Origin of the sequence: Pseudoclavibacter sp. RFBB5 (assembly GCF_002931555.1) — a bacterium.
Classification (GTDB): domain Bacteria; phylum Actinomycetota; class Actinomycetes; order Actinomycetales; family Microbacteriaceae; genus Pseudoclavibacter.
Map to the genome: position 1 here is coordinate 153,471 of NZ_PSTZ01000009.1, position 24,464 is coordinate 177,934.

General features: G+C 69.1%; 22 protein-coding genes. 6 read left to right on the forward strand and 16 right to left on the reverse strand.

Annotation, left to right across the window (positions count from 1 at the left end):
* Positions 1–12: 12 nt before the first annotated feature.
* From C5B97_RS14635 to C5B97_RS14695, 13 genes are all read right to left on the reverse strand, one after another.
* On the reverse strand, positions 13–1,020 hold the full coding sequence (locus C5B97_RS14635; protein WP_104312747.1) for a proline racemase family protein: 1,008 nt from the start codon (positions 1,018–1,020) through the stop codon (positions 13–15).
* A gap of 38 nt (positions 1,021–1,058) precedes the next feature.
* A complete protein-coding gene (locus C5B97_RS14640; protein WP_104312748.1) occupies positions 1,059–2,000 on the reverse strand; it encodes a dihydrodipicolinate synthase family protein in 942 nt (313 codons plus the stop codon).
* Positions 1,997–3,481, reverse strand: a complete 1,485-nt coding sequence (locus tag C5B97_RS18330) for an NAD(P)/FAD-dependent oxidoreductase (protein ID WP_104312749.1) — start codon at positions 3,479–3,481, stop codon at positions 1,997–1,999. The genes C5B97_RS14640 and C5B97_RS18330 overlap by 4 nt, the downstream gene beginning before the upstream one ends.
* Positions 3,478–3,756 (reverse strand): (2Fe-2S)-binding protein, encoded by a 279-nt coding sequence (locus C5B97_RS14650; RefSeq protein WP_104312750.1) that lies wholly within the window; start codon positions 3,754–3,756, stop codon positions 3,478–3,480. The genes C5B97_RS18330 and C5B97_RS14650 overlap by 4 nt, the downstream gene beginning before the upstream one ends.
* Positions 3,753–4,937 (reverse strand): FAD-binding oxidoreductase, encoded by a 1,185-nt coding sequence (locus C5B97_RS14655; RefSeq protein WP_104312751.1) that lies wholly within the window; start codon positions 4,935–4,937, stop codon positions 3,753–3,755. Before C5B97_RS14655 ends, C5B97_RS14650 begins: the two co-directional genes overlap by 4 nt.
* Positions 4,938–5,023: 86 nt before the next feature.
* Entirely contained in the window at positions 5,024–5,734 is a 711-nt protein-coding gene (locus C5B97_RS14660) for an ABC transporter ATP-binding protein (RefSeq protein ID WP_104312752.1), read from the reverse strand.
* On the reverse strand, positions 5,731–6,732 hold the full coding sequence (locus C5B97_RS14665) for an ABC transporter ATP-binding protein (RefSeq protein WP_104312753.1): 1,002 nt from the start codon (positions 6,730–6,732) through the stop codon (positions 5,731–5,733). The genes C5B97_RS14660 and C5B97_RS14665 overlap by 4 nt, the downstream gene beginning before the upstream one ends.
* Positions 6,729–7,859, reverse strand: coding sequence for a branched-chain amino acid ABC transporter permease (locus C5B97_RS14670; RefSeq protein WP_104312754.1), 1,131 nt, complete (start codon positions 7,857–7,859; stop codon positions 6,729–6,731). Before C5B97_RS14670 ends, C5B97_RS14665 begins: the two co-directional genes overlap by 4 nt.
* Before the next feature lie 4 nt (positions 7,860–7,863).
* On the reverse strand, positions 7,864–8,754 hold the full coding sequence (locus tag C5B97_RS14675; RefSeq protein WP_068479389.1) for a branched-chain amino acid ABC transporter permease: 891 nt from the start codon (positions 8,752–8,754) through the stop codon (positions 7,864–7,866).
* 57 nt (positions 8,755–8,811) lie between these two features.
* The gene (locus tag C5B97_RS14680) at positions 8,812–10,011 is read right to left on the reverse strand and encodes a branched-chain amino acid ABC transporter substrate-binding protein (protein ID WP_104312755.1); all 1,200 of its coding nucleotides are present in this window, start codon (positions 10,009–10,011) and stop codon (positions 8,812–8,814) included.
* A gap of 150 nt (positions 10,012–10,161) precedes the next feature.
* Entirely contained in the window at positions 10,162–10,851 is a 690-nt protein-coding gene (locus tag C5B97_RS14685) for a GntR family transcriptional regulator (RefSeq protein ID WP_258068289.1), read from the reverse strand.
* Positions 10,852–10,941: 90 nt separating this feature from the next.
* On the reverse strand, positions 10,942–11,484 hold the full coding sequence (locus tag C5B97_RS14690) for an EVE domain-containing protein (protein ID WP_104312757.1): 543 nt from the start codon (positions 11,482–11,484) through the stop codon (positions 10,942–10,944).
* 27 nt (positions 11,485–11,511) lie between these two features.
* On the reverse strand, positions 11,512–12,048 hold the full coding sequence (locus C5B97_RS14695) for a DUF4916 domain-containing protein (protein WP_104312758.1): 537 nt from the start codon (positions 12,046–12,048) through the stop codon (positions 11,512–11,514).
* A gap of 31 nt (positions 12,049–12,079) precedes the next feature.
* Between C5B97_RS14695 and C5B97_RS14700 the strand changes: the two genes are divergently transcribed.
* Positions 12,080–12,778 carry an alpha/beta hydrolase gene (locus tag C5B97_RS14700; protein WP_181027029.1) on the forward strand — a complete coding sequence of 233 codons (699 nt, stop codon included), beginning with the start codon at positions 12,080–12,082 and terminating at the stop codon, positions 12,776–12,778.
* 22 nt (positions 12,779–12,800) lie between these two features.
* Here C5B97_RS14700 and C5B97_RS14705 read toward each other — a convergent pair whose 3' ends face one another.
* Positions 12,801–12,980, reverse strand: a complete 180-nt coding sequence (locus C5B97_RS14705; RefSeq protein ID WP_104254080.1) for a PspC domain-containing protein — start codon at positions 12,978–12,980, stop codon at positions 12,801–12,803.
* Positions 12,981–13,106: 126 nt separating this feature from the next.
* Here C5B97_RS14705 and C5B97_RS14710 point away from each other — a divergent pair, with 126 nt between their 5' ends.
* From C5B97_RS14710 to C5B97_RS14725, 4 genes are all read left to right on the forward strand, one after another.
* Positions 13,107–18,032: a DEAD/DEAH box helicase gene (locus C5B97_RS14710; protein ID WP_104312760.1), complete on the forward strand. Its 4,926-nt coding sequence runs from the start codon at positions 13,107–13,109 to the stop codon at positions 18,030–18,032.
* A gap of 26 nt (positions 18,033–18,058) precedes the next feature.
* Entirely contained in the window at positions 18,059–18,751 is a 693-nt protein-coding gene (locus C5B97_RS14715; protein ID WP_181027030.1) for a pentapeptide repeat-containing protein, read from the forward strand.
* Positions 18,738–19,511: a DNA-formamidopyrimidine glycosylase family protein gene (locus tag C5B97_RS14720; RefSeq protein WP_104312762.1), complete on the forward strand. Its 774-nt coding sequence runs from the start codon at positions 18,738–18,740 to the stop codon at positions 19,509–19,511. Before C5B97_RS14715 ends, C5B97_RS14720 begins: the two co-directional genes overlap by 14 nt.
* Before the next feature lie 699 nt (positions 19,512–20,210).
* On the forward strand, positions 20,211–20,531 hold the full coding sequence (locus C5B97_RS14725; RefSeq protein ID WP_104312763.1) for a hypothetical protein: 321 nt from the start codon (positions 20,211–20,213) through the stop codon (positions 20,529–20,531).
* Positions 20,532–20,762: 231 nt separating this feature from the next.
* Here C5B97_RS14725 and C5B97_RS14730 read toward each other — a convergent pair whose 3' ends face one another.
* The gene (locus C5B97_RS14730) at positions 20,763–22,232 is read right to left on the reverse strand and encodes an NAD-dependent succinate-semialdehyde dehydrogenase (RefSeq protein WP_104312764.1); all 1,470 of its coding nucleotides are present in this window, start codon (positions 22,230–22,232) and stop codon (positions 20,763–20,765) included.
* Between the two features lie 139 nt (positions 22,233–22,371).
* Positions 22,372–23,406 carry an LLM class flavin-dependent oxidoreductase gene (locus C5B97_RS14735; RefSeq protein WP_104312765.1) on the reverse strand — a complete coding sequence of 345 codons (1,035 nt, stop codon included), beginning with the start codon at positions 23,404–23,406 and terminating at the stop codon, positions 22,372–22,374.
* A gap of 336 nt (positions 23,407–23,742) precedes the next feature.
* On the opposite strand from C5B97_RS14735, the gene C5B97_RS14740 reads away from it, so the two are divergent.
* A complete protein-coding gene (locus tag C5B97_RS14740; RefSeq protein ID WP_258068291.1) occupies positions 23,743–24,399 on the forward strand; it encodes a GntR family transcriptional regulator in 657 nt (218 codons plus the stop codon).
* Positions 24,400–24,464 lie beyond the last annotated feature (65 nt).

The window sequence follows — 24,464 nt, forward strand, 5'->3', positions numbered from 1 at the left end:
GATGAGTCCAATCTAGAATTCGAAACCTGCGGGGAACGGGTCTGTCGGGTCGAGCAGGTACTGGCCCATGCCGGTGATCCACGCGCGCCCCGTGATGGTGGGGATCACGGCAGCCCGGTCGCCGACCTGCACCTCGTCGATGAGTCGGCCCGTGAAGCTCGTGCCGATGAACGACTCGTTGACGAAGTCGGTGTGCAGCGGCAGCTCGCCCCTGGCGTGCAACTCCGCCATGCGCGCGGACGTGCCGGTGCCGCACGGCGAGCGGTCGAACCAGCCGGGGTAGATCGCCATGGCGTGCCGCGAGTGGACCGCGTCGGAGCCCGGCGCGATGAACTCGACGTGGTGCACGTGGTCGACGCCCTCGATCGTCGGATGCCGGGGCGCGTCGTGCGTGTTGATCGCGTCCATGATGGCGAGGCCGGCGCGCAGGATGTCGTCTTTGCGGCGTCGATCGAACGGCAGGTCGACGTCGTCGAGGTCGACCATGGCGTAGTAGTTCCCGCCGAATGCCAGCGAGTACCTCAGCGCGTCGATGCCGAGTTCCGGCACCGGGACGACGGCGTCGAGGCGTTCGCAGAAGCTGGGCACGTTCTCGATGGTAACGCTAACAGCGCGTCCTTCGCTCACTTCCACACGAGCGATCACGAGACCGGCTGGCGTATCGAGCCGGATCACCGTCTCCGGCTCCTGCACCTCGACCATCCCCGTCTCGACCAGCACCGTCGCCGTCCCGATCGTGCCGTGCCCGCACATCGGCAGCAGACCGGAGACCTCGATGTAGAGGACCCCGAAGTCGGCGTCGGGCCGCGTCGGCGGCTGCAGGATGCTCCCGCTCATCGCGGAGTGCCCGCGCGGCTCACGCATGAGGAACGTGCGCAGGTCGTCGCGGTGCTCCTGCACGTAGAGGCGCTTCTCGTTCATGGTGGCGCCGGGAATCACCCCGACCCCGCCCGTGACGACCCTGGTCGGCATCCCCTCGGTGTGGGAGTCGACGGCGGAGATGACTCGTGATGCTCGCATGTCAGTTGACCTCAGGCTGTGGAATGGAAGGTGCGACCCTACTGGAGGGCGACGAGCGCGTCGAGGGCGCGCTGCGTGTCGGCGCGCACCTGCACCTCCATCGCGGGCGTGAGCGCGGCGCGCGGCGGACGGCAGGGCCCGCCGTTGCGGCCGACCATGTCCATCCCGAGCTTGATGGCCTGCACGAACTCCGGGCGCGAGTCCCAGCGGAATGCCGCGATGAGGCTCTTGTAGATCTCTCGCGCCTCGACGTAGCGGCCAGCGGCCATGTGGTCGTAGATCGCGACCGCCTCCGCGGGGAACACGTTGGGGTAGCCCGCGAACCAGCCCGTCGCGCCGTCGATCATGAGCTCGAAGAGCACGTCGTCGCTGCCGGCGATGACGTCGATGCTCGAGCCGGCGGCCTCGCAGGCCTCCTGGATCTCGAAGGCGCGTCGCACGTCGCCAGAGAACTCCTTGACGGCGACGATGCCGTCGATCTTCGCGATCTCGGCGACGAGACGCGGCGTGATGTCGACCTTCGTGTCGAGCGGGTTGTTGTAGATCATGACGGGGAGCCCGACCTCGGCGACCTTAGCGAAGTGCTCGACGACGTCGGCGTCCGCCGAGCGGTACATCGTCGGCGGGAGGCAGAGCACACCGTGGGCTCCGTCTTCCTTCGCGAGCTGAGTCCAGTGCTGCGCCTGGTGCCACCCGGGCCCGTGCACGCCCGCGACGACGATGCCGCGGTCGCCGACGGTCTCGACAGCCACCTGCACGACCTTGCGGCGCTCCTCGTCGGTGAGGGATGAGTACTCGCCGAGCGAGCCGTTGGGCCCAACACCCCGGCAGCCGTTCTCGATGAGCCAGTTGCAGTGCTCGGCGTAGGCGTCGTAGTCGACGGCGAGACCGGCGGGCGCCGAGGCGTCCTCCTTGTAGGGGAGGGCCGTCGCGACGACGACGCCGCCGAGGTCGAGGTGCGTGGAAGCTGTTTCGGTCATGGGTCTTGCCTTCCTGTCAGGGGGTGCTGCTCTTCTGAGATGCCTGCCAGCTCTGCGAGCCGGATGGGGGTCTGGATGGGGCGGCGGTCGACGATGCCCTCGTCGAGTTCGCCGGTCGAACCGGTCGCCGCCTGCAGCAGCTCCTCGGCGCTGCGGCCGCAGATGCGCGCCTGGCAGATGCCGAGGCCCGCGCGGGTGGCGAGCTTCTGGGAGCGCAGGCTGCGTGAGCCGGTGGCGGCCGCCTTGCCGCGGAGCTGGCCTGCGGTGACTTCCTCGCAGCGGCACACGATCGTGTCGTCACGAAGCCAGTCCTGCCAGCCTGGCCGCACCCCGTGGGCGGCGTCGATGCGGGCGGCGAACGCGCCGAAGACGGCGCGCTTGCGCTGCGCGTCGCTGACCTGCGGGGCTCGAGCGGCGCCGCCGGCGGCGCAGTGCCCCGCGACGCGTCCCTCGGCAAGCGAGAGGTCGACGCCCCCGATGCCGGTCACCTCCCCGGCCGCGTAGACGCCTGCCGCGCTCGTCGCGCAGGACTCGTCGATGACCACGAATCTGTCGTCGCTCAGCGCGCATCCGGCCGCGATGGCGACCTCGAGGCGGGGCGTGAACCCGTGCGTGACGCACACGGAGTCGCAGGCCACCTGCCGCTCACTGCCGGGGATCGGCCGCCACTGGGCGTCGATTCTGGCGATCGTCACGCGCTCGACTCGGCCATCGCCGTGCGCCTCCACGACGGCCTCGCCGACGCGGTACGGGATGCGGTGACGCAGCTGACCTGCCACGTAGCCGAAGAGCTCGCTCACCTTGCCCGGCGCACCGGCCAGCTGCCACGGCTTGGGCAGCCAGCCGGAGGCGAGACGCGGGATGCGGTTGGCTTCGACGACCTCGATGACGCGCGAACCCACCTGCGCGAGCGACGCAGCGACGGGCAGGAGGAACGGGCCGGCACCCGCGACGACGACGTTGCCGCCGACCGCGATGCGCTCGCTCTTCGCGAAGGCCTGGGCAGCCCCGCCAGTGAAGACGCCGGGCAGATCCCAACCCGGGAAGGGGAGCGTGCGGTCGTGCGCCCCGGTCGCGATGACGATGGCGTCCGGCCTGAGCGTCGACGGTACGCGCGTCGCCGCGTCGGCGGGGCCGGTGAGGAGCTGCAGCGTCGGGATGCCGAGGTCGGGGCCCCGACCGGCCGCAGTCGGCGCATCCACAGCCCACACGCTCGTCTCGGCGAGCACGGCGATGTCGGGGTTCGAGCGGACTCGACGCTCGAGGTCCTGGTACGTCGACCAGCCGTGGTGCATCGCTGCCTGACCGTGGCCGTCGCGCTCGTCCGGCAGGTGGCGCCAGTACTGGCCACCGAGCTCACGACTCGACTCGACGAGCGTCACGCGTGCGCCGTGCTCCGCCGCGGCCACTGCGGCCGCGAGACCGGCCGGTCCCCCGCCGACGACGGCGACGTGGCGCCGTTCTCGCTGCGTCGAGGTCATTGGGAGCTCACCTCGTCCCCGTCGCACGCGCCTCGCTGACAGGCGCGCACATCCGGAACACCGTCGACGGTGACGAGGCAGTCAAAGCACACGCCGATGCCGCAGAACAGTCCGCGGGGCCTGCCCGCGACCGCCGTCTCGCGCCAGGCGACGCGGCCGGAGCCGAGGAGGACACCCGCGATGCTCTGCCCCGCGATGCCCTCGACGGGCTCGCCGTCGACCGTGATGCGGACGGGCCTCTCGACCCCATCGCGCCGGACTGGACGTTCGCTCATGCGACGGCCTCCAACTCGGCGGCGAGGGCCTGTCGAGACGGAGCGAAGTGGGCGGCGTCGATGTGCGTCGGCTTCCCATCCATGAGGTCGCCGATGAGCGTGGCCGTCGGCAACGAGAGGCCGATGCCGGCCCCCTCGTGGCCCGTCGCGTGCCACAGGCCCGGGAGGCGTGGATCGGCGCCGATGAGCGGCAGATGGTCGGGCATGTACGGGCGGAACCCCGAGTAGCTGCGGATGATCGCCGTCTCGGCGAGGAACGGGAAGATCGACATGGCCTTCCTCGCGAGCTCGCTCAGCACGTTGGCGCGGAACGCGTCGTCGAAGCCGACCTGCTCGCGACTCGAGCCGATGAGCACCGTGCCACCTGGCGTCGACTCGACGACGCTCGAGGTCATGAGGGCGACGTCACCGGAACCGACGGCACCGACGTAGTCGGCGTCGTACACCTTGTGGAACACCCGCTGCGGCATCTTCGCAGTGACCAGCACAACCCCTCGACGCGGGCGCACCGGCAACGGCATGCCGAGAACGGCCGACACGTCACCCGACCAGGGACCCGCCGCGACGACGACGTCGTTGCCGCGCACATCCCCCGCGGTCGTCCGCACGCCCACGAGCCTGCCGCCGTCGCGGAGGGCTCCCGTCACCTCGTGGTGCTCCAGGATGCTCGCCCCACGCAGGCGCGCGAGGGCCACGAGCGCCTCGGTCGCGATGGTCGGCTGCACCTGGCTGTCCCCCGGATACCAGACGGCTGCGGTCATCCGATCGGTGAGCCACGGCTCGAGTCGACGCGCCTCTGCGAGCGTGACCGGCTCGGCAGCGATGTCCGCCTCGCGCTGCATGGTCGCGAAATCGAGGAGCGCGGACGCTCCCCCGTCGGTCGTCGCGACGACGAGGCCGCCCTTGGCCTCGAACTCGATGTCGGGGAAGTCGTCGCCGAGCTCGTCGCGGAAGGTGTTCGCAAGCCTGGACCAGGCCGCATTCGCGAGCTTGGAGAGCTCCAGCTCCGCCCCGGGGCCCTTGTCCGAGACGAGCAGATTGCCCTCGCAGTGCGCACTGGTGCCGCTCGCGACTCGCCCGCGCTCGACGAGCGCCACCCGGCGACCTCGGCCGGCGAGCTCAGCCGCGCACGCCGCGCCGATGATGCCGCCACCGATCACGACGACGTCGTAGCTGCTCATCCCGCACCTCCTGTCAGTAATATGTCACACACCAGTTGCCCTCGCAAGCCTGGCCCGCCCCTCGCGCGGGACGGGCCAGATGGCGGTCAGCCCAGGTAGGCCTCGATGACCGCCTTGTCCTTCGCGAGGTCGGACGCGAGGCCGGAGAGCGTCACGTGCCCGTGCTCGATGACGTACGCACGGTGCGCGACCTTCAACGCCGCACGCGCGTTCTGCTCGACAAGCAGCACCGTGGCACCACGCTCGTTGATGCGCCCGATCAGCTCCATCACCTGCTTCACGACAAGCGGCGCCAGTCCCATCGACGGCTCGTCGAGCAGCATGAGCTTCGGTCCACCGACGTACGCGCGCGCAATGGCGACCATCTGCTGCTCACCACCCGACAGGGTTCCGCCCTGCTGCGTGCGCCGCTCGAGCAGGCGCGGCATGAGCTCGTAGCACTCCTCGACACGATCGGCCACGACCTTCGGGTCCTTGACCTGGTACCCGCCGAGCAGCAGGTTCTCGTGCACCGACATGGTCGAGAAGATGCGGCGCCCCTCAGGCACGTGGATGAGCCCGTCGCGCACGAGGTCCCACGGCTTGGCGCTCGAGATGTCCTTGCCGCGCCAGGTGATCGTGCCGCTCTTCGCCCTGGCCAGACCAGAGAGCATCGTGAGCGTGCTCGTCTTGCCCGCACCGTTGTTGCCGAGCAGCGAGACGACCTCGCCCTCGTTCACCTCGATCGACAGCCCCCGCAGCGCCTGCACGCGCCCGTAGAAGAGGTCGACGTCCTTCACCTCGAGTTCAGCGCTCATGACCGTTCCTCCTCCGCAGAGCCCTGCTCCGCGATGTTCTCTTCGTCGATCCGGTCGCGGAGCGTGCGTGGCCGTTCAGGAGCGTCGAGCTGCTCCTCGCCGACCTCCTCCGCGACCTCGTCCTCCGGATCCTCGACCCCCAGGTACGCCTCGATGACCCTCGGGTCGTTCTTTACGTCCTCCGGCAGGCCATCCGCGATTTCACGGCCGAAGTTGAGCACGATCACGCGCTCCGAGATCTCCATCACGAGCCCCATGTCGTGCTCGATGAGCACGATGCCGACCCCCAGGTCCCTGATCTTGCGGATGAGCGAGATCAGCTCCTGCTTCTCGTTGTGATTGAGGCCGGCCGCGGGCTCGTCGAGCAGCAGCAGCTTGGGCTGCGTGGCCAGCGCGCGGGCGATCTCCACACGCCGCTGCTCGCCATAGGGCAGCTGCGACGCGAGCAGGTCGTCGTCCAGCGAGTAGCCGACGAAGTCGAGCCAGCCACGCGCATCCTCGAGCGCCTGCGCCTCGATCTTCCTGTAGCCGATCGTGTGCAGCATCGTCTGGAACACGTTCTGTCGGATGCGCGCATGCATCGCCGTCTTCACGTTGTCGATGACGGACATGTCGCGGAACATGCGCACGTTCTGGAACGTGCGGCTCAGCCCGAGGCGCGTGATCGTCGACGGCTGCTTGCGCATGATGTCGACGCCGTCGAACGTGATCGTGCCCGACGTCGGCCGGTAGAACCCCGTGATGCAGTTGAACGCGCTTGTCTTGCCAGCGCCGTTCGGGCCGATCACCGAGATGATCTCGCCCGCGTACGCGTCGAACGACGTGCCGTCGACGGCCTTCACCCCGCCGAACTGCAGGCGCAGGTCGCGGACGGACAGCAGCGGCTCCCCGGAGTGCGCCCGCCTGAACTCCTCGGCGACCGCGGTCACCGACTCCGTCTTCGGCACATCGATCGGCGCGGTCCCGTAGACCTCACCCGTGCCCGAACCCTGGCTCATGCCTGCTCCTTCGAGAGGTCGATGTTGGCGTCCGGCGCCTCATGGGCCGAGAACCCGTCCTTGGGAGACGGCGGCTCGCCCTTGGCGCGCGACTTGAGGAACGGCAGGATCGCCGTCGCCGGCCAGATGCCCTGCGGCCGGAAGATCATCATGACCACCAGCAGCACGCCGAAGACGAGGAAGCGCCAGTCGGAGAAGTCGCGGAGGATCTCGGGCAGCAGCGAGACGAGCAGCGCACCCACGATGACGCCGGGGATGGACCCCATGCCGCCGAGCACGACCGCCATGAGCAGCAGGGCCGAGTTCAGGAACACGAACGACGTCGGGCTGATGGCCGTCTGGTGCGCTGCCATGAGCACGCCGGCGAGCCCGCCGAACACCGCGCCGAGCACGTACGCGCCGAGCTTCGTCGTGTACGTGTTGACGCCCATCGCCTCGGCTGCGTCCTCGTCGTCCTTGATCGCGCGCCAGGCGCGCCCCATCTTCCCCTTGCCCAGACGGGAGGCTGCGATGATCGCGGCACCTCCCGCGATGATGACGCAGAGGAAGTACAGGAGGATCTTGCCGTTGAACTCGATACCGCCGATCGTGAGGCCGTCGGCGAACGACCAGCCGAAGAACTCGAACGTGTCGATGCCGGAGATGCCGGATGGGCCGCCCGTGACCTCGAGGTTGTTGGCCGTGAGTCGGATGATCTCGCCGAAGCCGAGCGTGACGATCGCGAGGTAGTCGCTGCGCAGGCGCAGCGTCGGCCCGCCGATGATGAGCCCGGCGAGGATGCACGCCACGATGACGAACGGGATCGTCGCGATGAGCGGCATGTCCAGCAGCGTGTTGAGCACGCCAGCCGTGTACGCGCCCACCGCGAAGAAGGCGTAGTAGCCGAGGTCGAGGAGGCCCGCGTAGCCGACGACGATATTGAGGCCCATCGCGAGCATGATGTAGATCATCGCCGAGGTGCCGATGGAGATGACGTACGGCGTCGCGTTGATGAACGGCAGCAGGAACGCGAAGAGGAACAGCACGAGCCCCACGAGGTTCATGAAGGTCTTCGGGTTCCGGATGCCGGTGCGCGGTGTCGGCCGCTCGACGGTGGGCGCAGGCGCCTGGAGTCTGATGTCGGTCATGGGGTCACATCCGTTCCACGACGCGGGCACCGAGAATGCCGGTCGGTCTGAAGGACAGGAAGAGGATCAGGCACGCGAACGAGAACACGTCACGCCACTCCCCGCCGAGCCAGTGGGTGCCGAACGCTTCGAGCAGGCCGAGCACGAGGCCCCCGAGCATGGCGCCGTAGAGGTTTCCGATACCGCCGATGACGGCGGCCGTGAACGCCTTCAACCCGATGACGAAGCCGGCGAGGAAGTCGATGGTGCCGTAGTAGGCGCCAGCCATGACCCCGGCGGCGCCCGCGAGCGCGGAGCCGATGAAGAACGTGCGCGAGATGACCTTGTTGACGTTGACGCCCATGAGCTGGGCTGCCGTGGGGTCGAGCGCGATGGCGCGCATGGCCCGCCCGTCGCGGGAGCGCATGATGTAGGTGTTGAGGCCGAACATGAGGGCGGCCGCGACGAGCATCATGACGATCTGCGGCATCGTGATGCGGCCGCCGAGCAGGTCGAGCGTCTCGCCCTCGAGACGCGTCGGGTACACCTTGGGGTCCGGCCCGAAGATCTGGCGCACGCCGTACTCGAGGATGAACGACATGCCGACCGCGGTGATGAGCACGGCGAGTCTGGGGCTCGAGCGCAGCGGGCGGTAGGCCACCCGCTCGATCGTCACGCCGAGGATGCCGGTGAAGATCATCGCGAGCAGCATGACGAGCAGGATCGAGAGGATGCCGCCCCCGGCGAGGCCGGAGAAGGCCGAGAAGATCGTGAGGCCGGCGAACGCGCCGACCATGTAGACGTCGCCGTGCGCGAAGTTGAGCAGCTTGATGATGCCGTACACCATGCTGTACCCGAGCGCGACGAGCGCGTAGAAGGATCCGACGAAGAGCCCGTCGATGATGAGTTGAATCACAGTGGTTCCTGACTGCAGAAGCGGGCGGGGAGTTCCCTCCCCGCCCGCCGTGGCTGACTAGCTCTTCAGGTCATCCTCGAGGATGAAGGTGCCGTCGGGTCCGACGGTGACGATGGCGAATCCGCCCTCGGTCAGCGTTCCCTCTTCCGTGAAGGTGAGGGGGCCGGAGAAGATGTCGAAGCCGTCGAGCGCGTTGAGCGCCTCGATGACCGCGGGTCCCTCAGTGCTTCCTGCATCCTCGATCGCCTGGGCGACGACGCGGACGGCGTCGTAGCTCTGCGTCGAGTACGGGCCGGGAGCCGCGCCGAACTTCTCCGTGTAGGCGTCGATCCACTCGGTTGCACCCTCGAGCATGTCGGGGGTCTGCGTGAACGTGCCGAGCACACCCTCGGACGAGCTGCCCGCGATCTCAGCGAACTTCGCGTCGACCGAGCCGTCGGCGACCATGATCTTGCCGGTGTAGCCAGCGGCACGCAGCTGCTGCGTGATCAGGCCACCCTCCTGGTAGTAGCCGGTCCAGTACATCATGTCCGGGTTCGCCGAGACGACCTTGTTGACGTTGGCCGCGTAGTCGGATTCGCCCGCATTGACGGACTCCTCGAGGACGACCTCGATGCCGAGCTCCTTGGCCTGCTCGGAGGCGGACTTCGCGAGGTCCGTCGAGTAGTCGGTGTTGTCATCGACGAGCGCGAGCGTCTTGACACCCTGCTTCTCGGCGTACTTGAGCATGGCCTGGGCCTGCTGCGTGCCGGTGCCGTTGATGAGGAACACGTTGTCGAGGCCGGCCGCGACGAGCTGGTTCGAGTTGGCGGCCGGGATCACCATGGGGATCTCCGCCGTGTTGAAGATCGGGAGCGTCGGGAGCGTCGCGCCCGAGCAGTAGCCGCCCACGGAGGCGACGACGCCGTCGGTGACGAGCTTGTTCGCCGCGGCGGTCGCGCTGGTCGCGTCGCAGGCGTCATCGGCGGTGACGAGCTCGAGCTGGCGGCCGAGGACGCCGCCGGCTTCGTTGAGCTCATCGATCGCCATCTTCGCGCCGTTCTCCATGTACGGGCCGAAGGCGGATTCCGATCCCGAGAAGGGGGCCGCGAGTCCGAGCTTGATCGGTCCATCCTCGGAGGCGGTGTCACCGCCTCCGGCGACACCTCCGGAGCATCCGGTCAGAGCCAGTGCGGCAGTTGCGAGGAGGGCTCCTGGGAGGAGCACCCGCTTCCAGAGGCCAGCACCCCGAGGGCTGGTGGAACGACGTGCAGTCATGGTGAGTTCCTTCCGAACAGACGTCAGAATCGCCGGACCATCTCCGGTGATGGGATGTCACACATTACTGTTCGGCGGACGCCCGCAGTAGACCCTTCAACACCCTTGAAACACAGTTGTTACAAAGTGTTTCGCTAGGTGCAGGGCTTGCTAAGCCTCTTCAGGTAGGCCTGCCCACCAGCCGACGACGTGGCCGATGTGGCGGTGCATGAGCTCAGCAGCCTCATCCGCCTTGCCAGCCTCGAGCAGCACGAGGAGGTCCGCATGCTCGCGCGCCGAAGCGGCGAGCTCCTCGGACCCGAGCATCTCCGTGAGGCCCGTGAGCCTCGTCTGCCGCCGCAGCGCCGTGACGATCGACACGAGCCGATCGTTGCCGGACAGACTGAGCAGCCGCTCGTGGAACTCGATGTCGACGGCGAGATACAGGGGCAGGTCACCCGCAGCCGAGGCGACGTCGATCCGCGTCGCGAGGTCGCGCAGCTCAGTCCGAGGCGCGACAGGGAAATCGGCGGCGAGCTCCCGGACGACAGGCACCTCGAGCATCTGCCTGACCTCGACGATCTGCCGCAGGTCCTCCACCGAGACGTGCGTGACGCGGAAGCCCTTGTTGCGGACGGGTTCGACGAAGCCGAGCTTCTCGAGGTTCAGCATCGCCTCTCGCACGGGGGTGGCCGACACCTCGAACCGGGCCGCGAGCGCAGGCACGGAGACGAGGGTTCCAGCCGCCAGCCCACCGGACACGATGGCCGCGGCAACCGAGTCCTCGATCGTGGCACGCAGATTCGACTGCTGCGCCGCCGGCCTGAAGTCCAACGCGTCGATCATGGGCACCCCGTTCATCGAGCTCACTCTGGTCGGAAGCGTAAGCACACCTCAGCGGTGCTCATCACGCACACTCAATAATGTGTCACATGGGCTGAAATTGCTCGATCAGAACCTGATCGAGTACGGATCCTCGCCCGAATCCGGCTCGCCACGCCCGAGCCGCTCCGCGGACTGCGCGAGTCCCGTCTCTCGGATGAGGCCCATCCCCAACGCACTCGGCTCAGGAGACGGGCGCCTGACGGCATCCTCAAAGATCTCGAAATCGCGGCGAGACAGCTCCAGCCAGCCAGCACGCAGTCGCTCACCCCAGTACTTGTCGTTGCGCGTCAGGTCGAGGAGTTCCCGAAGCGGGCGGATGGGCGCGGGGCGCGCCTCGCGCATCCACTGCACCTCTCGGCGCCACGGCGACGAGCCCCGACCGCCGGCACGGTACGGCTCCTCGTCGAGCACGTACCCGGCCTGCACCACGCTGCGCATGGGCTCGCCGTCAGGGTTGACCTCCCGCGGGCAGTAGATGACGACGCCGTCGGAGACCCCCATCTGCTCGACCCCCTCGAGCGCACCCCACGGAGCCTGCACGAAGCCGCCCTCGACCATCGCGAGGGCACGATCGAAGGGCTGCACGACGAGCCAGTAGCGGATGGCCATGGGAACGACGCCCGGCAGGGGTTGAGGCTAGGGCCAGAGGCCGAGGTGACCGATAGCAGTCCGCAGCACCTGGCCGCGTCCGCCCTCTAGCTCCTCGAGAAGATCGGGGTCGAGTGCCTGCTGCGGCGTCAGCCACGTGATCTCGAGCGCATCCTGGCGCGGGTTGCACTCCCCCGCGACGGGCACGATGAACTCGAGCGCGACCGCGTGCTGCCGCGAATCGAACAGACCGGAGCCGGGCATCGGAGAGAACTCGGCGACCGTGAACGGCGCGAGCGCCTGCGGCAGCGCAGGGAACGCCATCGTGCCGAGGTCCTTCTCCAGGTGCCGCAGCAGCGCATCCCGGATCGACTCGCCGTACTGCACCCGCCCCGACACGAACGAGCGCGTCATGACGCCCTCGTTGTCCGCGCGCAGCAGCACACCGAGATGCTCGACCTTCCCCGCGGCGTCGACACGCACCGGGATGGCCTCGACATACAGCATCGGCACGCGACGCCTGACGAGCGCGAGCTCGTCGTCGTTCATCCAGCCGGACTCAGGATCAGGAGTGCGCACCGTCATGACCCCATTGTGGACCATGTATGTTTCCCGGGTGAGCACTGCATCCACAGGTATCGACCCCACGACACTCCTCTGGCGCGGCGGCGACGCCGAGACGGCGGCCACGAGCAGGGTTCCTCTGGTCGTGGGCCTGCACGGATACGGCGCGGACGGCACCGACATCCTGAGCCTCACCGGCCAGCTGCCGCAGGGCTACCGCTACGTCTCGGTGCCTGCCCCGCACATCCAACCGGAGGGCGGGCGCGAATGGTTCCCGTTGCGTTTCGCCGACCCGATGACCGGGGAAGTCGCCGTGGATACCGACGCGCAGCTGAGCCTCGAGCGCGGTGCGAACGACGCGGCATCAGCGCTGCTCGAGCTGCTCGACGGGCTCGGCGTCTTCACCTCAGGCGTGCCGATCGCCCTGCTCGGCTACTCGCAGGGCAGCATCGTCGCCATGCAGGCGCTCCGTCAGCGACCGGGCTCGTTCGCGGGCGCACTCCTCATCTCCGGGCTCGTCGCCGTCGGCACGCTGCCGGGGGATGCCGAGCTCGCCCAGACGCGTCCGCCCGTCTTCTGGGGGCGCGGCGACGCCGACACCGTCATCCCCGCTCTCGCCGTCGAGCACACGGCGGCATGGCTCGAGGCCCACGCCGACGTCCAGAAGTACGTCGAGGCGGGCCTCGGTCACGCCGTGTCCGAGACGGAGCTGCCGCTCATGGCGGCGTTCCTCGAGCGGGTGCTCGAGTAGCTCTCGTCTCAGGCCGTTCTCGCTAGTCGTTCGGGATGAGCAGCCAGAGCGCCAGGTAGATGATGACCTGCGGGCCCGGGATGAGGACCGACAGGACGGTGAGCAGGCGGACGACGAACGGCGACCAGCCGAAACGCTGCGCGATACCCGCGCAGACACCGGCGATCATGCGGCCCCGGCGGGGACGGACAAGACGCTTCATGTGAGATCACTCCTTCAGAATGTGGTGCGTCCAGCTTCGCCCATCACGGCTGAATGATCGTCCTCCGTGGGGTTGATCCCGTCCTCCTGGAGGCTGATGTCGGTGGTGTGTGGTTCTGTAGTCCCCATGCCGAAATCGACCGCGCTGGATGCGTTCTCACCCGCCACGCGGGAGTGGTTCCAAGGCGCCTTCGTCGGCCCCACTGCCGTGCAGGACGCATCCTGGCGCGAGATCGCCGACGGGCATCACACGCTTGTCGTGGCGCCGACCGGTTCGGGCAAGACGCTCAGCGCGTTCCTCTGGGCGATCGACCAGCTGGCCGCCGAGCGCGGGGCGCAGAGCTCGGAGCCGAACGCCGAGCGTCGCACCCGAGTCGTGTACCTGTCGCCCCTCAAGGCCCTCGGCGTCGACGTCGAACGCAACCTGCACTCGCCGCTCGTCGGCATCACACAGACGGCGAGGCGGCTCGGGGCCGTCGCTCCCGACATCCGCGTCGGCGTGCGCTCCGGCGACACGAGCCCCGCCGAGCGCAGGCAGCAGCTGCGCAACCCTCCTGACATCCTCATCACGACGCCAGAGTCGCTCTACCTCATGCTCACCTCTCAGGCGCGGAAGACGCTCACCGGCGTGACCACAATCATCATCGACGAGGTGCACGCCGTCGCCTCGAGCAAGCGCGGTGCCCACATGGCGCTGACGCTCGAGCGGCTCGATGCCCTCCTCGACAAGCCGGCGCAGCGAATCGGACTCTCGGCGACCGTCCGCCCGCTCGACGAGATGTCGCGTTTCCTCGCAGGCAACGCTCCCGTCAAGGTGGTGGCGCCCCCGAGCACGAAGACCTTCAAGCTGGAGGTGCGCGTCCCGGTCGAAGACCTGAGCGACATCGGCATGACGCGGGCGGGGGCCGCCACCCCGACCGCGGCCGACGCGTCCGGTGCCGTCGACGACGCCGACCCGTTCGCTGACTTCGAAGCGGGCGCCGCCGCGGGGACCCTGCGGGATCCGAAGGTCGACGCAGAAGAGAGCGGCTCGGTGTGGCCGCACATCGAAGAGTCCATCGCCGACCTCGTCGAGTCGCACCGCTCCACGATCGTGTTCGTCAACTCTCGGCGACTCGCCGAGCGTCTCACGGCGCGGCTCAACGAGATCGCGGAGGAGCGCGCGGCGGTCGACGCCCCGTCGATCGAGGCCGCCCACGAGAGCGATCCGTACGGTGCCGCGGCGCCCGGCGTGCGCTGGTCCTCCGGCGATCACAGCGCGAAGCCGAAACCCGACCCGAAGCGCCCGCCCGCCGTGTCGATGGGACAGGCAGGCCAGTCCGCCGGCGCCCCGCTGTCGTTTGCGCGCGCCCACCACGGCTCCGTCTCGAAGGAGTCTCGCGCCGAGGTCGAGAACGCGCTCAAGAGCGGCACGCTGCGCTGCGTCGTCGCGACCTCGAGCCTTGAGCTCGGCATCGACATGGGCGACGTCGACCTCGTCGTGCAGGTCGAGTCGCCGCCGTCGGTCGCGAGCGGCCTCCAACGGGTCGGCCGCGCCGGGCACCAGGTCGGAGAGACCTCGGAGGGCACGATCTTCCCCAAGCACCGAGCTGACGTGCTGCACTCCTCCGTGCTCGCCTCCCGCATGGTGACGGGGCAGATCGAGCGGATGCGGGTGCTCGCCAACCCGCTCGACGTGCTCGCCCAGCAGACCATCGCGGCCGCCGCCATCGAGGACCTCGACGTCGAGGAGTGGTTCGACCTCGTCCGCCGTTCGGCCCCGTTCGCGTCGCTGTCCCGCCCCCTGTTCGAGGCGACGCTCGACCTCCTCTCCGGCAAGTACCCGTCCGACCAGTTCTCCGAGCTGCGGCCCCGCCTCGTGTGGGACCGCGACCTCGGGCGCCTCACCGGCCGACCCGGTGCCGCCCGGCTGGCGGTCACCTCCGGCGGCACCATCCCGGATCGAGGACTCTTCGGCGTCTTCCTCGCGGGATCCGAGGACGCCGACGCGCAGCGCGGGCCGAGGCGCGTCGGCGAGCTCGACGAGGAGATGGTCTACGAATCACGCGTCGGCGACATCTTCGCCCTCGGCGCGACGAGCTGGCGCATCGCCGAGATCACGTTCGACCGTGTCCTCGTGACCCCCGCCTACGGCCAGCCGGGGCGCCTGCCGTTCTGGACCGGGGACGCCCTCGGACGCCCCTCCGAGCTCGGTCAGGCCATCGGCGCCATCACCCGCGAGATCGCCGCCAAGGGGCGCGTGCCGGAGGCGCTCTCCACGCTCATGGACGACAACGCCGTGCAGAACGCCGTCGCCTACGTCCGCGAGCAGCAGGACGCGACGGGGCAGGTGCCGAGCGACCACACGCTCATCGTCGAACGCACTCGGGACGAGCTCGGCGACTGGCGCATCATCCTGCACTCTCCGTACGGCTCCCCCGTGCACTCGCCCTGGGGGCTCATCGTCGCCGCGCGCATCCGCGACCAGTACGGACTCGACGGCGGAGTCGTCGCGAGCGATGACGGCATCATCGTTCGCATCCCCGAAGGCGACGCCGAACCGCCCGGGGCCGAGCTGTTCGCACTCGAAGCCGACGAGATCGAGCAGATCGTGGCACGCGAGGTGGGCGGCTCCGCGCTCTTCGCCTCGCGCTTCCGCGAGGCCGCGGCCCGAGCGCTGCTGCTTCCGCGCCTCAACCCCGGCAAGCGCTCCCCGCTGTGGCAGCAGCGACAGAAGGCGGCGCAGCTGCTCGACGTCGCCAAGCAGTACCCGACGTTCCCGATCATCCTCGAAGCCGTGCGAGAGGTCCTGCACGACGTCTACGATCTCGATGCGCTCGTCGACCTCGCCAAGCGCATCGCCGGGCGCGAGGTACGCCTCGTCGACGTCACGACCGAGCAGGCCTCTCCGTTCGCGCGAACGCTGCTGTTCGGCTACGTCGGCGCGTTCATGTACGAGGGCGACAGCCCGCTCGCGGAGCGCCGCGCGGCCGCGCTGGCCCTCGACACGAGCCTCCTCGCCGACCTGCTCGGCCGCGTCGAGCTGCGCGAGCTCCTCGACGCGAACGTCATCGCCAGACTCGAGGCAGAGCTGCAGCGCACGGCACCGGACAGGCGGGCCCGCGATGCTGAAGGCGTCGCCGACCTGCTGCGCGTGCTCGGACCGATCAGTGTCGAGGAGATCGCCGAGCGTCTGCTCGGCGACGATGCCCAAGGCACCGACGATGTCGAGGAGCCGGACGGCGGGCACGAGCGAGACGGAGACAGGGCGGAGCGCGAGGCGGCCGCCGAGGCGCGCCCCGGCGCGAGCATCGAGGTCGCGGAGCAGTACGCGGCTGAGCTCGTCAGCGCCAAGCGCGCCCTGCGCGTGCGCATCGCCGGCGTCGAGCGCATCGCCGCGATCGAGGACGCCAGCAGGCTCCGCGACGCGCTCGGGGTAGCGCTGCCGATCGGCGTTCCCGTCGCCTTCATCGACCCGGTCGACGACCCGGTCGGCGACCTCGTCTCCCGCTACGCGCGCTCGCACGGGCCATTCTCCGTCGCCGAGGTCGCGGAGCGCTACGGCACCGGGCAAGCCGTCGTGCGCGAGGCCCTCACCCGTCTCGAGCTGGCGCGCCGCGTCGTCGAGGGCGAGTTCCGCCCAGACCGCGAGGGCTCCGAGTGGGTCGACGAGACCGTGCTCAAGCGACTCCGCGCCCGCTCCCTCGCCGCGCTCCGCAGCGAGATCGAGCCGGTCGACCACTCCGCGTTCGCCAGGTTCCTTCCCGCCTGGCAGCACGTCGGCGGCGATCTGCGCGGCATCGACGGCCTCATCACCGTCATCGACCAGCTCGCGGGCGTGCCCGTCCCCGCATCGGCGCTCGAGACGCTCATCCTGCCCGCCAGGGTTCGCGACTACCACCCGAGCATGCTCGACGAGCTCACGACCGCGGGCGAGGTCCTGTGGCGCGGGCACGGCGCGATCGGCTCGAGTGACGGCTGGATCAGCCTGCACCTCGCCGACACTGCGCACCTCACGCTTCCCGACCAGCCAGAGGGCGAGCCGGATGCGCGCGGCAGGCACCTCCTCGACGCGCTCGCCGGCTCCGGCCCCGGTTTCTTCCCCCAGCTGTCGAGGCACGTGCGCCTGATGCTCGAACCCGAGTCAGTCAGCGACCGCGAGCTCTCCGACGCGCTCTGGGCGCTCGTCTGGCAGGGGCGCGTGACCAACGACACGCTTGCACCCCTGCGCGCGCTGCTCTCTGGCGGGCCGGGGGCGGCGAGCACCTCGGCGCACCGCGCCCCGAGCCGCGCCGCCCGCGGCAGGCTCTACCGCGGCCGTGTCGCCATGGCACCCAGCGACTCCGCCGGCAGCCCCACCGCATCCGCCTTCGCATCGCAGCGCCCCGCCCCATCGCAGCCCCACACGAGCGGACGCTGGACGCTCGGGCTGAACGGAGTCAGCGATGCGACCGAGCGCGGCCTCGCCATCGGGGACCTGCTGCTCGACCGCTACGGCATCGTGACCCGGGGCAGCGTCATGGCGGAGGAGATCCTCGGCGGTTTTGCGCTCGTGTACCGCGTCCTGGCGCGCTTCGAGGAGTCTGGCAAGGCCCGGCGAGGCTACTTCATCGAGAAGCTCGGCGCCGCCCAGTTCTCGACCGTTGGCGCCGTCGACCGCCTGCGCGGTTTCACGCACGAGCTCGACGCGGAGAAGCGGTTCGAGACGCTGACGCTCGCCGCCACCGATCCAGCGAACCCATACGGCGCCGCCCTCGCGTGGCCCGACGCCGAGGAGTCGCAGACCAAGCACCGGCCAGGCAGGAAGGCCGGTGGGCTCGTCACGATGGTCGACGGTGAGCTCGCACTGTACGTCGAGCGCGGTGGCAAGACGCTCCTCACCTTCACCGACTCCGACGAGGTGCTTCGGGCGGCGGCGAGGTCGCTCGCCGAGACGATCCGGCGGGCGCGCATCCCGAACCTCGTGATCGAACGCGTCGACGGCACCTTCGTGCTCGAGACGCCCCTCGCGAGCATGCTGCAGGAAGGCGGGTTCTCGCTCACCACCCGCGGCCTGCGGATGCGCGGGAACTGAACACACCAACGATGAGAGGAAACGAATTGGCAGCAGCACGCGGACGACGAGGCAACAGGACCGGCGGCACCGAGGCGAGAATCGAGGCACCGTTCCTGCCGGAACTCGACGAGGCGCGTGCCGTGGACTTCGCGACAGCGCGGGTACACGAGCTGCAGCACTTCGTCGACGTGCAGGGTGAGGAGATCGACGCCGCCGGCGTGACCTTCTCCGAGTGCCGCATCGAGGGGCTCACCGCCCGCAGGCTCCTGCTCCACTCGGGCCGGGTGAGCGAGTGCGTGCTGGAGCGCGTCGAGGTGCCCGTCGTGGAGGGACAGCGCCAGTCGTTCCGCTCCGTCTCGTGGACGGCCTCGCGACTCGGCTCGGCCGACCTCCACGAGAGCGACTTCCAGAATGTCGAGTTCCGCGACGATCGTCTCGGCTACGTGAATCTGCGAGGGGCCACCCTCACCGACGTGCGGTTCGCGGACTGCGCGTTCGACGAGATCGACCTGGGCGGTGCCACGGCGAAGCGTGTCGCGTTCACGGAGAGCCGCACCGGCATCCTCGACGTCACGGGCGCACGCCTCGAGCACGTCGACCTGCGCGGCCTCGAGTTCTCAACCATCACGGGCCTCGAAGGGCTCCGCGGCGTCACGGTGACGCCCTCGCAGCTCGAGGCGCTCGCTCCCCACCTCGCGGCGCACCTCGGCATCGAGGTGCGTGATGCCCGAAGGTGACACCGTCTACCGCGCGGCGACCCGCCTGAACCGCGCCCTCGCGGGGCGCGAGCTGACCCGCTTCGAGCTGCGGGTTCCGAAGTACGCGGCGCTCGACCTCAGCGGCCTCACCGTCGACGGGGTCGTGCCGCGAGGCAAGCACCTGCTGACGCGCATCGGCGAGCACACCCTGCACACCCACCTCGGTATGGACGGCAGCTGGCAGCTTGTGCAGCTCGGCGCGAAGTGGCCCCGCCCGGACTACCTCGCGAGAGTCGTCCTCGGCACCGCCGCCGGGACCGCTGTCGGCTTCGAGCTGCCGGTTGTCGAGATGCTCGCGCGAGACGACGAGGAGGACGCGGTTGGCCACCTCGGCCCCGACCTGCTCGGCGACAACTGGGATCCGGGCCTCGCCGTGGCGAATCTGCGCCGCGAACCACACGCGGAACTGGCCGGCGCACTCCTCGAGCAGCGAAACCTCGCGGGCCTCGGGAACGTGTACGTGACCGAGCTGCTGTTCCTGCGCGGTCTGCACCCGCACACCCCCGTCTCCGGGGCGGGCGACCTCGACCGGCTCGTCGAGCTCGGCCATAAGCTCATCGTCGCGAACCGAGACCGAGTTGAGCGGACGACGACCGGCGATCTGCGTCCAGGGAAGCGCACGTATGTCTACGGCAGGTACGGCAAGCCGTGCCTGCGCTGCGGCACGCGCATCCGCCGCGGCCTGCAGGGCAGAGAGCGCGTCGCCGCCTGGTGCCCCAGCTGCCAGCCCGCCCCGTGAGGCCCGCACCCGTACCCGCTCCCACTGCTGCGCCCGGGCCCGCTGACCGCAGAGTTGTGGGCATGTGCAGCTCCGCCGAACGCTGACGACGCTTTGCCACAACGCTGATGCCCGCCCGCGCATTCGCCAAGCCGCTCCGCCCGGAGTCGATGCGCGTAGGACGTGAAGGTCTCCAAACCGGTGGCCGGCTCCAGATCGGCCACCGTGAGTCGGACGTGACTCCAGCGCTCACCCTGGATCGCCCGACTGCGTGTGATGTCGAGACGCCACTGGCGCTTGTCCTTCCGATGGCCGTCCCCGTCGTACTCGTACGCGATGCGTGCGCGCAGATCGTCGAGATCGAGGCGCGCGATCTTGCGCTCCCCCGACATGAGCTGGAAGTTCACCGCAGGCTCGGGATACCCGGACTCCACGAGCACAAGACGTGTCACGGTCTCCCACGGCGACTCGACGCCATCCCGAAGCAGACCCGTGGCTGCTCGCAGGCGCGCCGCGCAATGCCTGGACACTCCAGAACCTCGCCGGAACGGATCGCGCCGAGACGCCCCTCGCCCGCGGCGGATTTCGCCCCTTCGGCACGATGACATGCACCGTCGGGTCCCGAAGCAGACGGAGCGGCAGCGGGAGGCCGTAGAGACGTGCCGCTGAGACACCGCCGAACGCTTGAACGGCGGACATGATCGGCAGGTAGCTGCGGTCGTGGTCCCGCATCCGCTCGGCCAGCACCTCGAACTCATCGCGGGAACCGTGGTGGCCGAGCAGGCGATCGATCTCTCTCGGATCGTGCGGGACCTCTGGAACGCGCACACCGTGGAAGGGCCTTCCCTCAGCCCGGTTCCTCAGCCGTCCGCGGGAGACGCCCGCAGCGCGAGCGTCCGCGACGCTGAACGCGAAGTACCGAAGCTCGCTCGGCAAGGGGATGCGCGGCTCGCGTCCCGATGCGCGCCCAGCATCGTCGCGTCGTCGGCTGGCTCTGCTCGCGCCGCTCCTGTCACCTGCATCCACCGCTCGAGGCTATGAGGGATCCGGGCGCCGAGACGAGTGCGCTCACGGGCTGTGGAGAACCGCGGCGGTCAATCCCCGACCAACCGCGTTACCGGACAGAGTTGTGGCGAGGTGTCGCTCTGCGGGGTGGCAGGAGCGTTCTCCCACAACGCTGAGCCTGCCCTGGCCGACGCTGCGCCGAGACAGCGATCCCGCCGTCGGCGCGAGGCCGGCGGCGGGATCGGTGGATGCGGGAGGCGCGAGAGCCTACGCGTAGGGGTTCGGGGTGAGCGTGTACTTCGTGTACAGGTACTCCTCGATGCCCTCGAAACCGCCCTCGCGGCCGATGCCGGACATCTTGACGCCGCCGAACGGGGCCGCCGCGTTGGACAGCACACCGATGTTGAGGCCCATCATGCCCGTCTCGATGCGGTCGATGAGCCGCTGGCCGCGCTTCAGGTCTTCCGTGAACACGTAGGAGACGAGGCCGTACTCGGTGTCGTTGGCGAGGCGGATGGCCTCTTCCTCGTCGGCGAACGTCGTGATCGAGAGGACGGGTCCGAAGATCTCCTCACGGAAGATCTCGCTGGAGGACGGCGTGCGGTTGAGCACGGTCGGCTCGTAGAACGACCCGTCGCCCTCGACGCGCTTGCCGCCGTGGAGCAGCTCGGCACCCGCGGCCACGGCCGAGTCGACGAGCGACGCGACCTTGTCGACGGCCTTGTCCTCGACGAGCGGGCCGATGACGACGCCCTCCTCGGTGCCGCGCCCGATCTTGAACGAGGACACCTTCTCGGTGACGCGGCGCGCGAACTCATCGGCGACGTCCGTGTGCACGAGGATGCGGTTCGCGGCCGTGCAGGCCTGCCCGATGTTGCGGAACTTCGCCGCGATGACGCCTTCGACGGCCTTGTCCAGGTCGGCGTCCTCGAAGACGACGAACGGCGCGTTGCCGCCGAGCTCCATCGACGTGCGCAGCACGTTCTTCGTGGCTTCCTTCATGAGGCCCTGGCCGACCCCGGTCGACCCGGTGAACGAGATCTTGCGGAGGCGCGGGTCGGCGATGATCGGCGACGAGACGGCCGCGGTGCTGCGGGTCGTGATGACGTTCACAACACCCTTGGGCAGGCCGGCCTCTTCGAGGATCTTCACGAAGTAGAGCGTGGTGAGGGGCGTGAGAGATGCGGGCTTCACGACCGAGGTGCAGCCAGCGGCGATCGCCGGCGCGATCTTGCGCGTCGCCATCGCGAGCGGGAAGTTCCACGGCGTGATGAGGAATGCGGGGCCGACGGGGTGCTTCGAGACGATCACGCGCCCCGTGCCCTCCGGCTGCGTGCCGTAGCGGCCGTGCACGCGCACGGCTTCCTCGCTGAACCAGCGCAGGAACTCGCCACCGTAGGTGACCTCGCCCTGCGCCTCGGCGAGGGGCTTGCCCATCTCGAGCGTCATGATGAGCGCCATCTCGTCGCGGCGCTCCTGCAGGATGTCGAAGGCGCGGCGGAGGATCTCGCCGCGCTCACGCGGGGCCATGCGCGCGAAGTCCTCTTGAGCGGCGACAGCCGCGTCGAGCGCCTGGATGCCCTGCTCCGGGTTCGCGTTGGCGATGTGCTTCAGCGCCGTGCCGGTCGACGGGTCGTTGACCGCGAAGGGCTCGTCCGCACCGTCGATCCATTCGCCGCCGATGAACAGCTGGCCGGGGACCTTCGCAAGCAGTTCCGCTTCGTTGGGGTACGTCATAGTGCAAACTCCTCGGTTGTTGGCGGGCTCGAGTGTGGCGGGCTCAAGCGTTCTCCGGGCTCCAACGCTACTCGTGCGGGCTGGGCGCTTCACGAGCAATTCGCCCAGCCCGCAGCACCTGGGCCGTGCATCCGCACAATCAGGCGAGAAGGTCCCTCACCATGGGGATGACCTTCGTTCCGTAGAGCTCGATGGCCTTCATGCTGTGCTCGTGCGGGAGCGTGCCCGCGCTGTACTTGAGGTCGAAGCGCTGGAGTCCGAGCACCTGCACGGTCGCGGCGATCTTGCGTGCGACGGTCTCGGGCGAGCCGACATAGAGCGCGCCACGCTCCCCCGTCTCCTGCACGTACTGCTCGTATTGCATGGGCGACCAGCCGCGCTCCTTGCCGATGCGCATCATCATGGTCCGGTAGTTCAGCCAATGCTCCTCGCGTGCCTGCTCGTCGGTCTCGGCGATGTGGCCGGGCGAGTGCGCACCGATGGGCCCGTTGGGCTGGCCGAACTGCTCGTTGGCTTTCCGGTAGAGGTTGGCGAAGGGCGCGAAGCGCGCCGATTCTCCGCCGATGATCGCAAGCATGAGCGGCATCGAGTACTGGGCGGCGCGAACGACGGACTGCGGTGTTCCGCCGACGGCGGCCCACGTGCGCAGGCGCCCCTCCTCGAGCTGCGGATGCACGGTCACGTCGTTGAGCGCGCCGCGGACGGTGCCGCTCCAGCTGACGGGTCCGCCCGCCGCGATCTTCATGAACAGGTCGAGCTTCTCCTCGAAGAGCACCTCGTAGTCCTGGAGGTTGAGCCCGAAGAGTGGGAAGGACTCGGTGAAGGAGCCGCGGCCGAGCATGACCTCCGCGCGCCCGTTGGAGATGGCGTCCACGGTCGAGAAGCGCTGGAAGACGCGGACGGGATCGTCGGAGCTGAGCACGGTCACGGCACTCCCGAGGCGAATGCGCTCGGTGCGTGCGGCGATGGCTGCGAGCACGGTCTCTGGGGTCGAGATCGCGAAGTCGTCCCTGTGGTGCTCGCCGACCGCGAACGCGTCGATGCCAACCTCTTCGGCGAGGACGCCTTCTTCGATGACATCGCGAATGACCTGGGCGTGCGGGCGCGGATGCCCCTCGAGGTCGTTGGTCGCGTCGCCGAAGGTGTTGAGGCCGAACTCGATCGTGCCGGTCATGGCAGCTCCATCCATTTCAATGCAATTGCATGAACTCTACTGCCGGAAGCCGACGGCCCGAAGCTCTGCGGGGCACAAAAAAGCGCCGCCCCGGGGGAACACGGCATCCCCGAGGCGGCGCGGCTTGTGGTCGACTGCCGCGCTGCGTGCCCGTCTGGACGAGGCGGCGATCTATGCAATCGAATGAAGTTCGATGATGATGCCAAGAAATACCCGGGCACGTCAACTCAGGCGGGCCTCGCCTCGGCACCGACTCAGGACGACGCACCCCGGGCCAGAGACGTATATGGTCACTCCTACCCCCGGCAATGAAGCAAGAGGTGGAACGTGAAGACTGTGGCACGAACCCTGGAGACCCTCGCGCCCGGCAAGGCGCGCCTCGCTTACGACTACCTCAACGAGCGCATCTCCGATGGCACGTTCCCTCCGGGGTACCGCCTCGTGCTGGGGTCCATCGCGAATCAGATCGGGGTGAGCACCGTGCCCGTCCGCGAAGCGATCCGGATGCTCGAAGCCGAAGGCGCTGTCACCTTCGAACGCAATGTCGGGGCGCAGGTGTCCGGCCTCAACCCCGAGCTCTTCTCGCAGACCCTCGAATCGCTTGTGGTGCTCGGCGGCTACGCGACCGCGAGCGCCGCCCCGCACATGACCCCGGCCGACCTCGCGGAGGCCCGCCAGATCACCGAGTCGATGCGGCAGGCGATCGACGCCCTCGATGCGGTTGCGTTCATGGACCTGAATGCGCGCTTCCACCGCGTGCTCTACCGGCGGTGCCCGAACGCGCACCTCCTCGAGCTCGTCGAACGGACCCGTCTCAGGCTCACGCAGGTGCGTCATTCGACGCTCGGGTTCGTGCCGGAGCACGCCAGGGCCTCCCTCGCCGAGCACGAGCAGCAGATCGATCTCGTCGAGTCCGGGGCGCCGGGCGCCGAGATCGAGGCGTCGATTCGCGAGCACCACCTCGCCACGCTGCGGGCAGCGCGCCCGCGTTAGGCAGCCCTCACGCGGATTCACCGGGCATTCACCCCGCGACCATTCTCCGTTCCTCACGCGCTGCT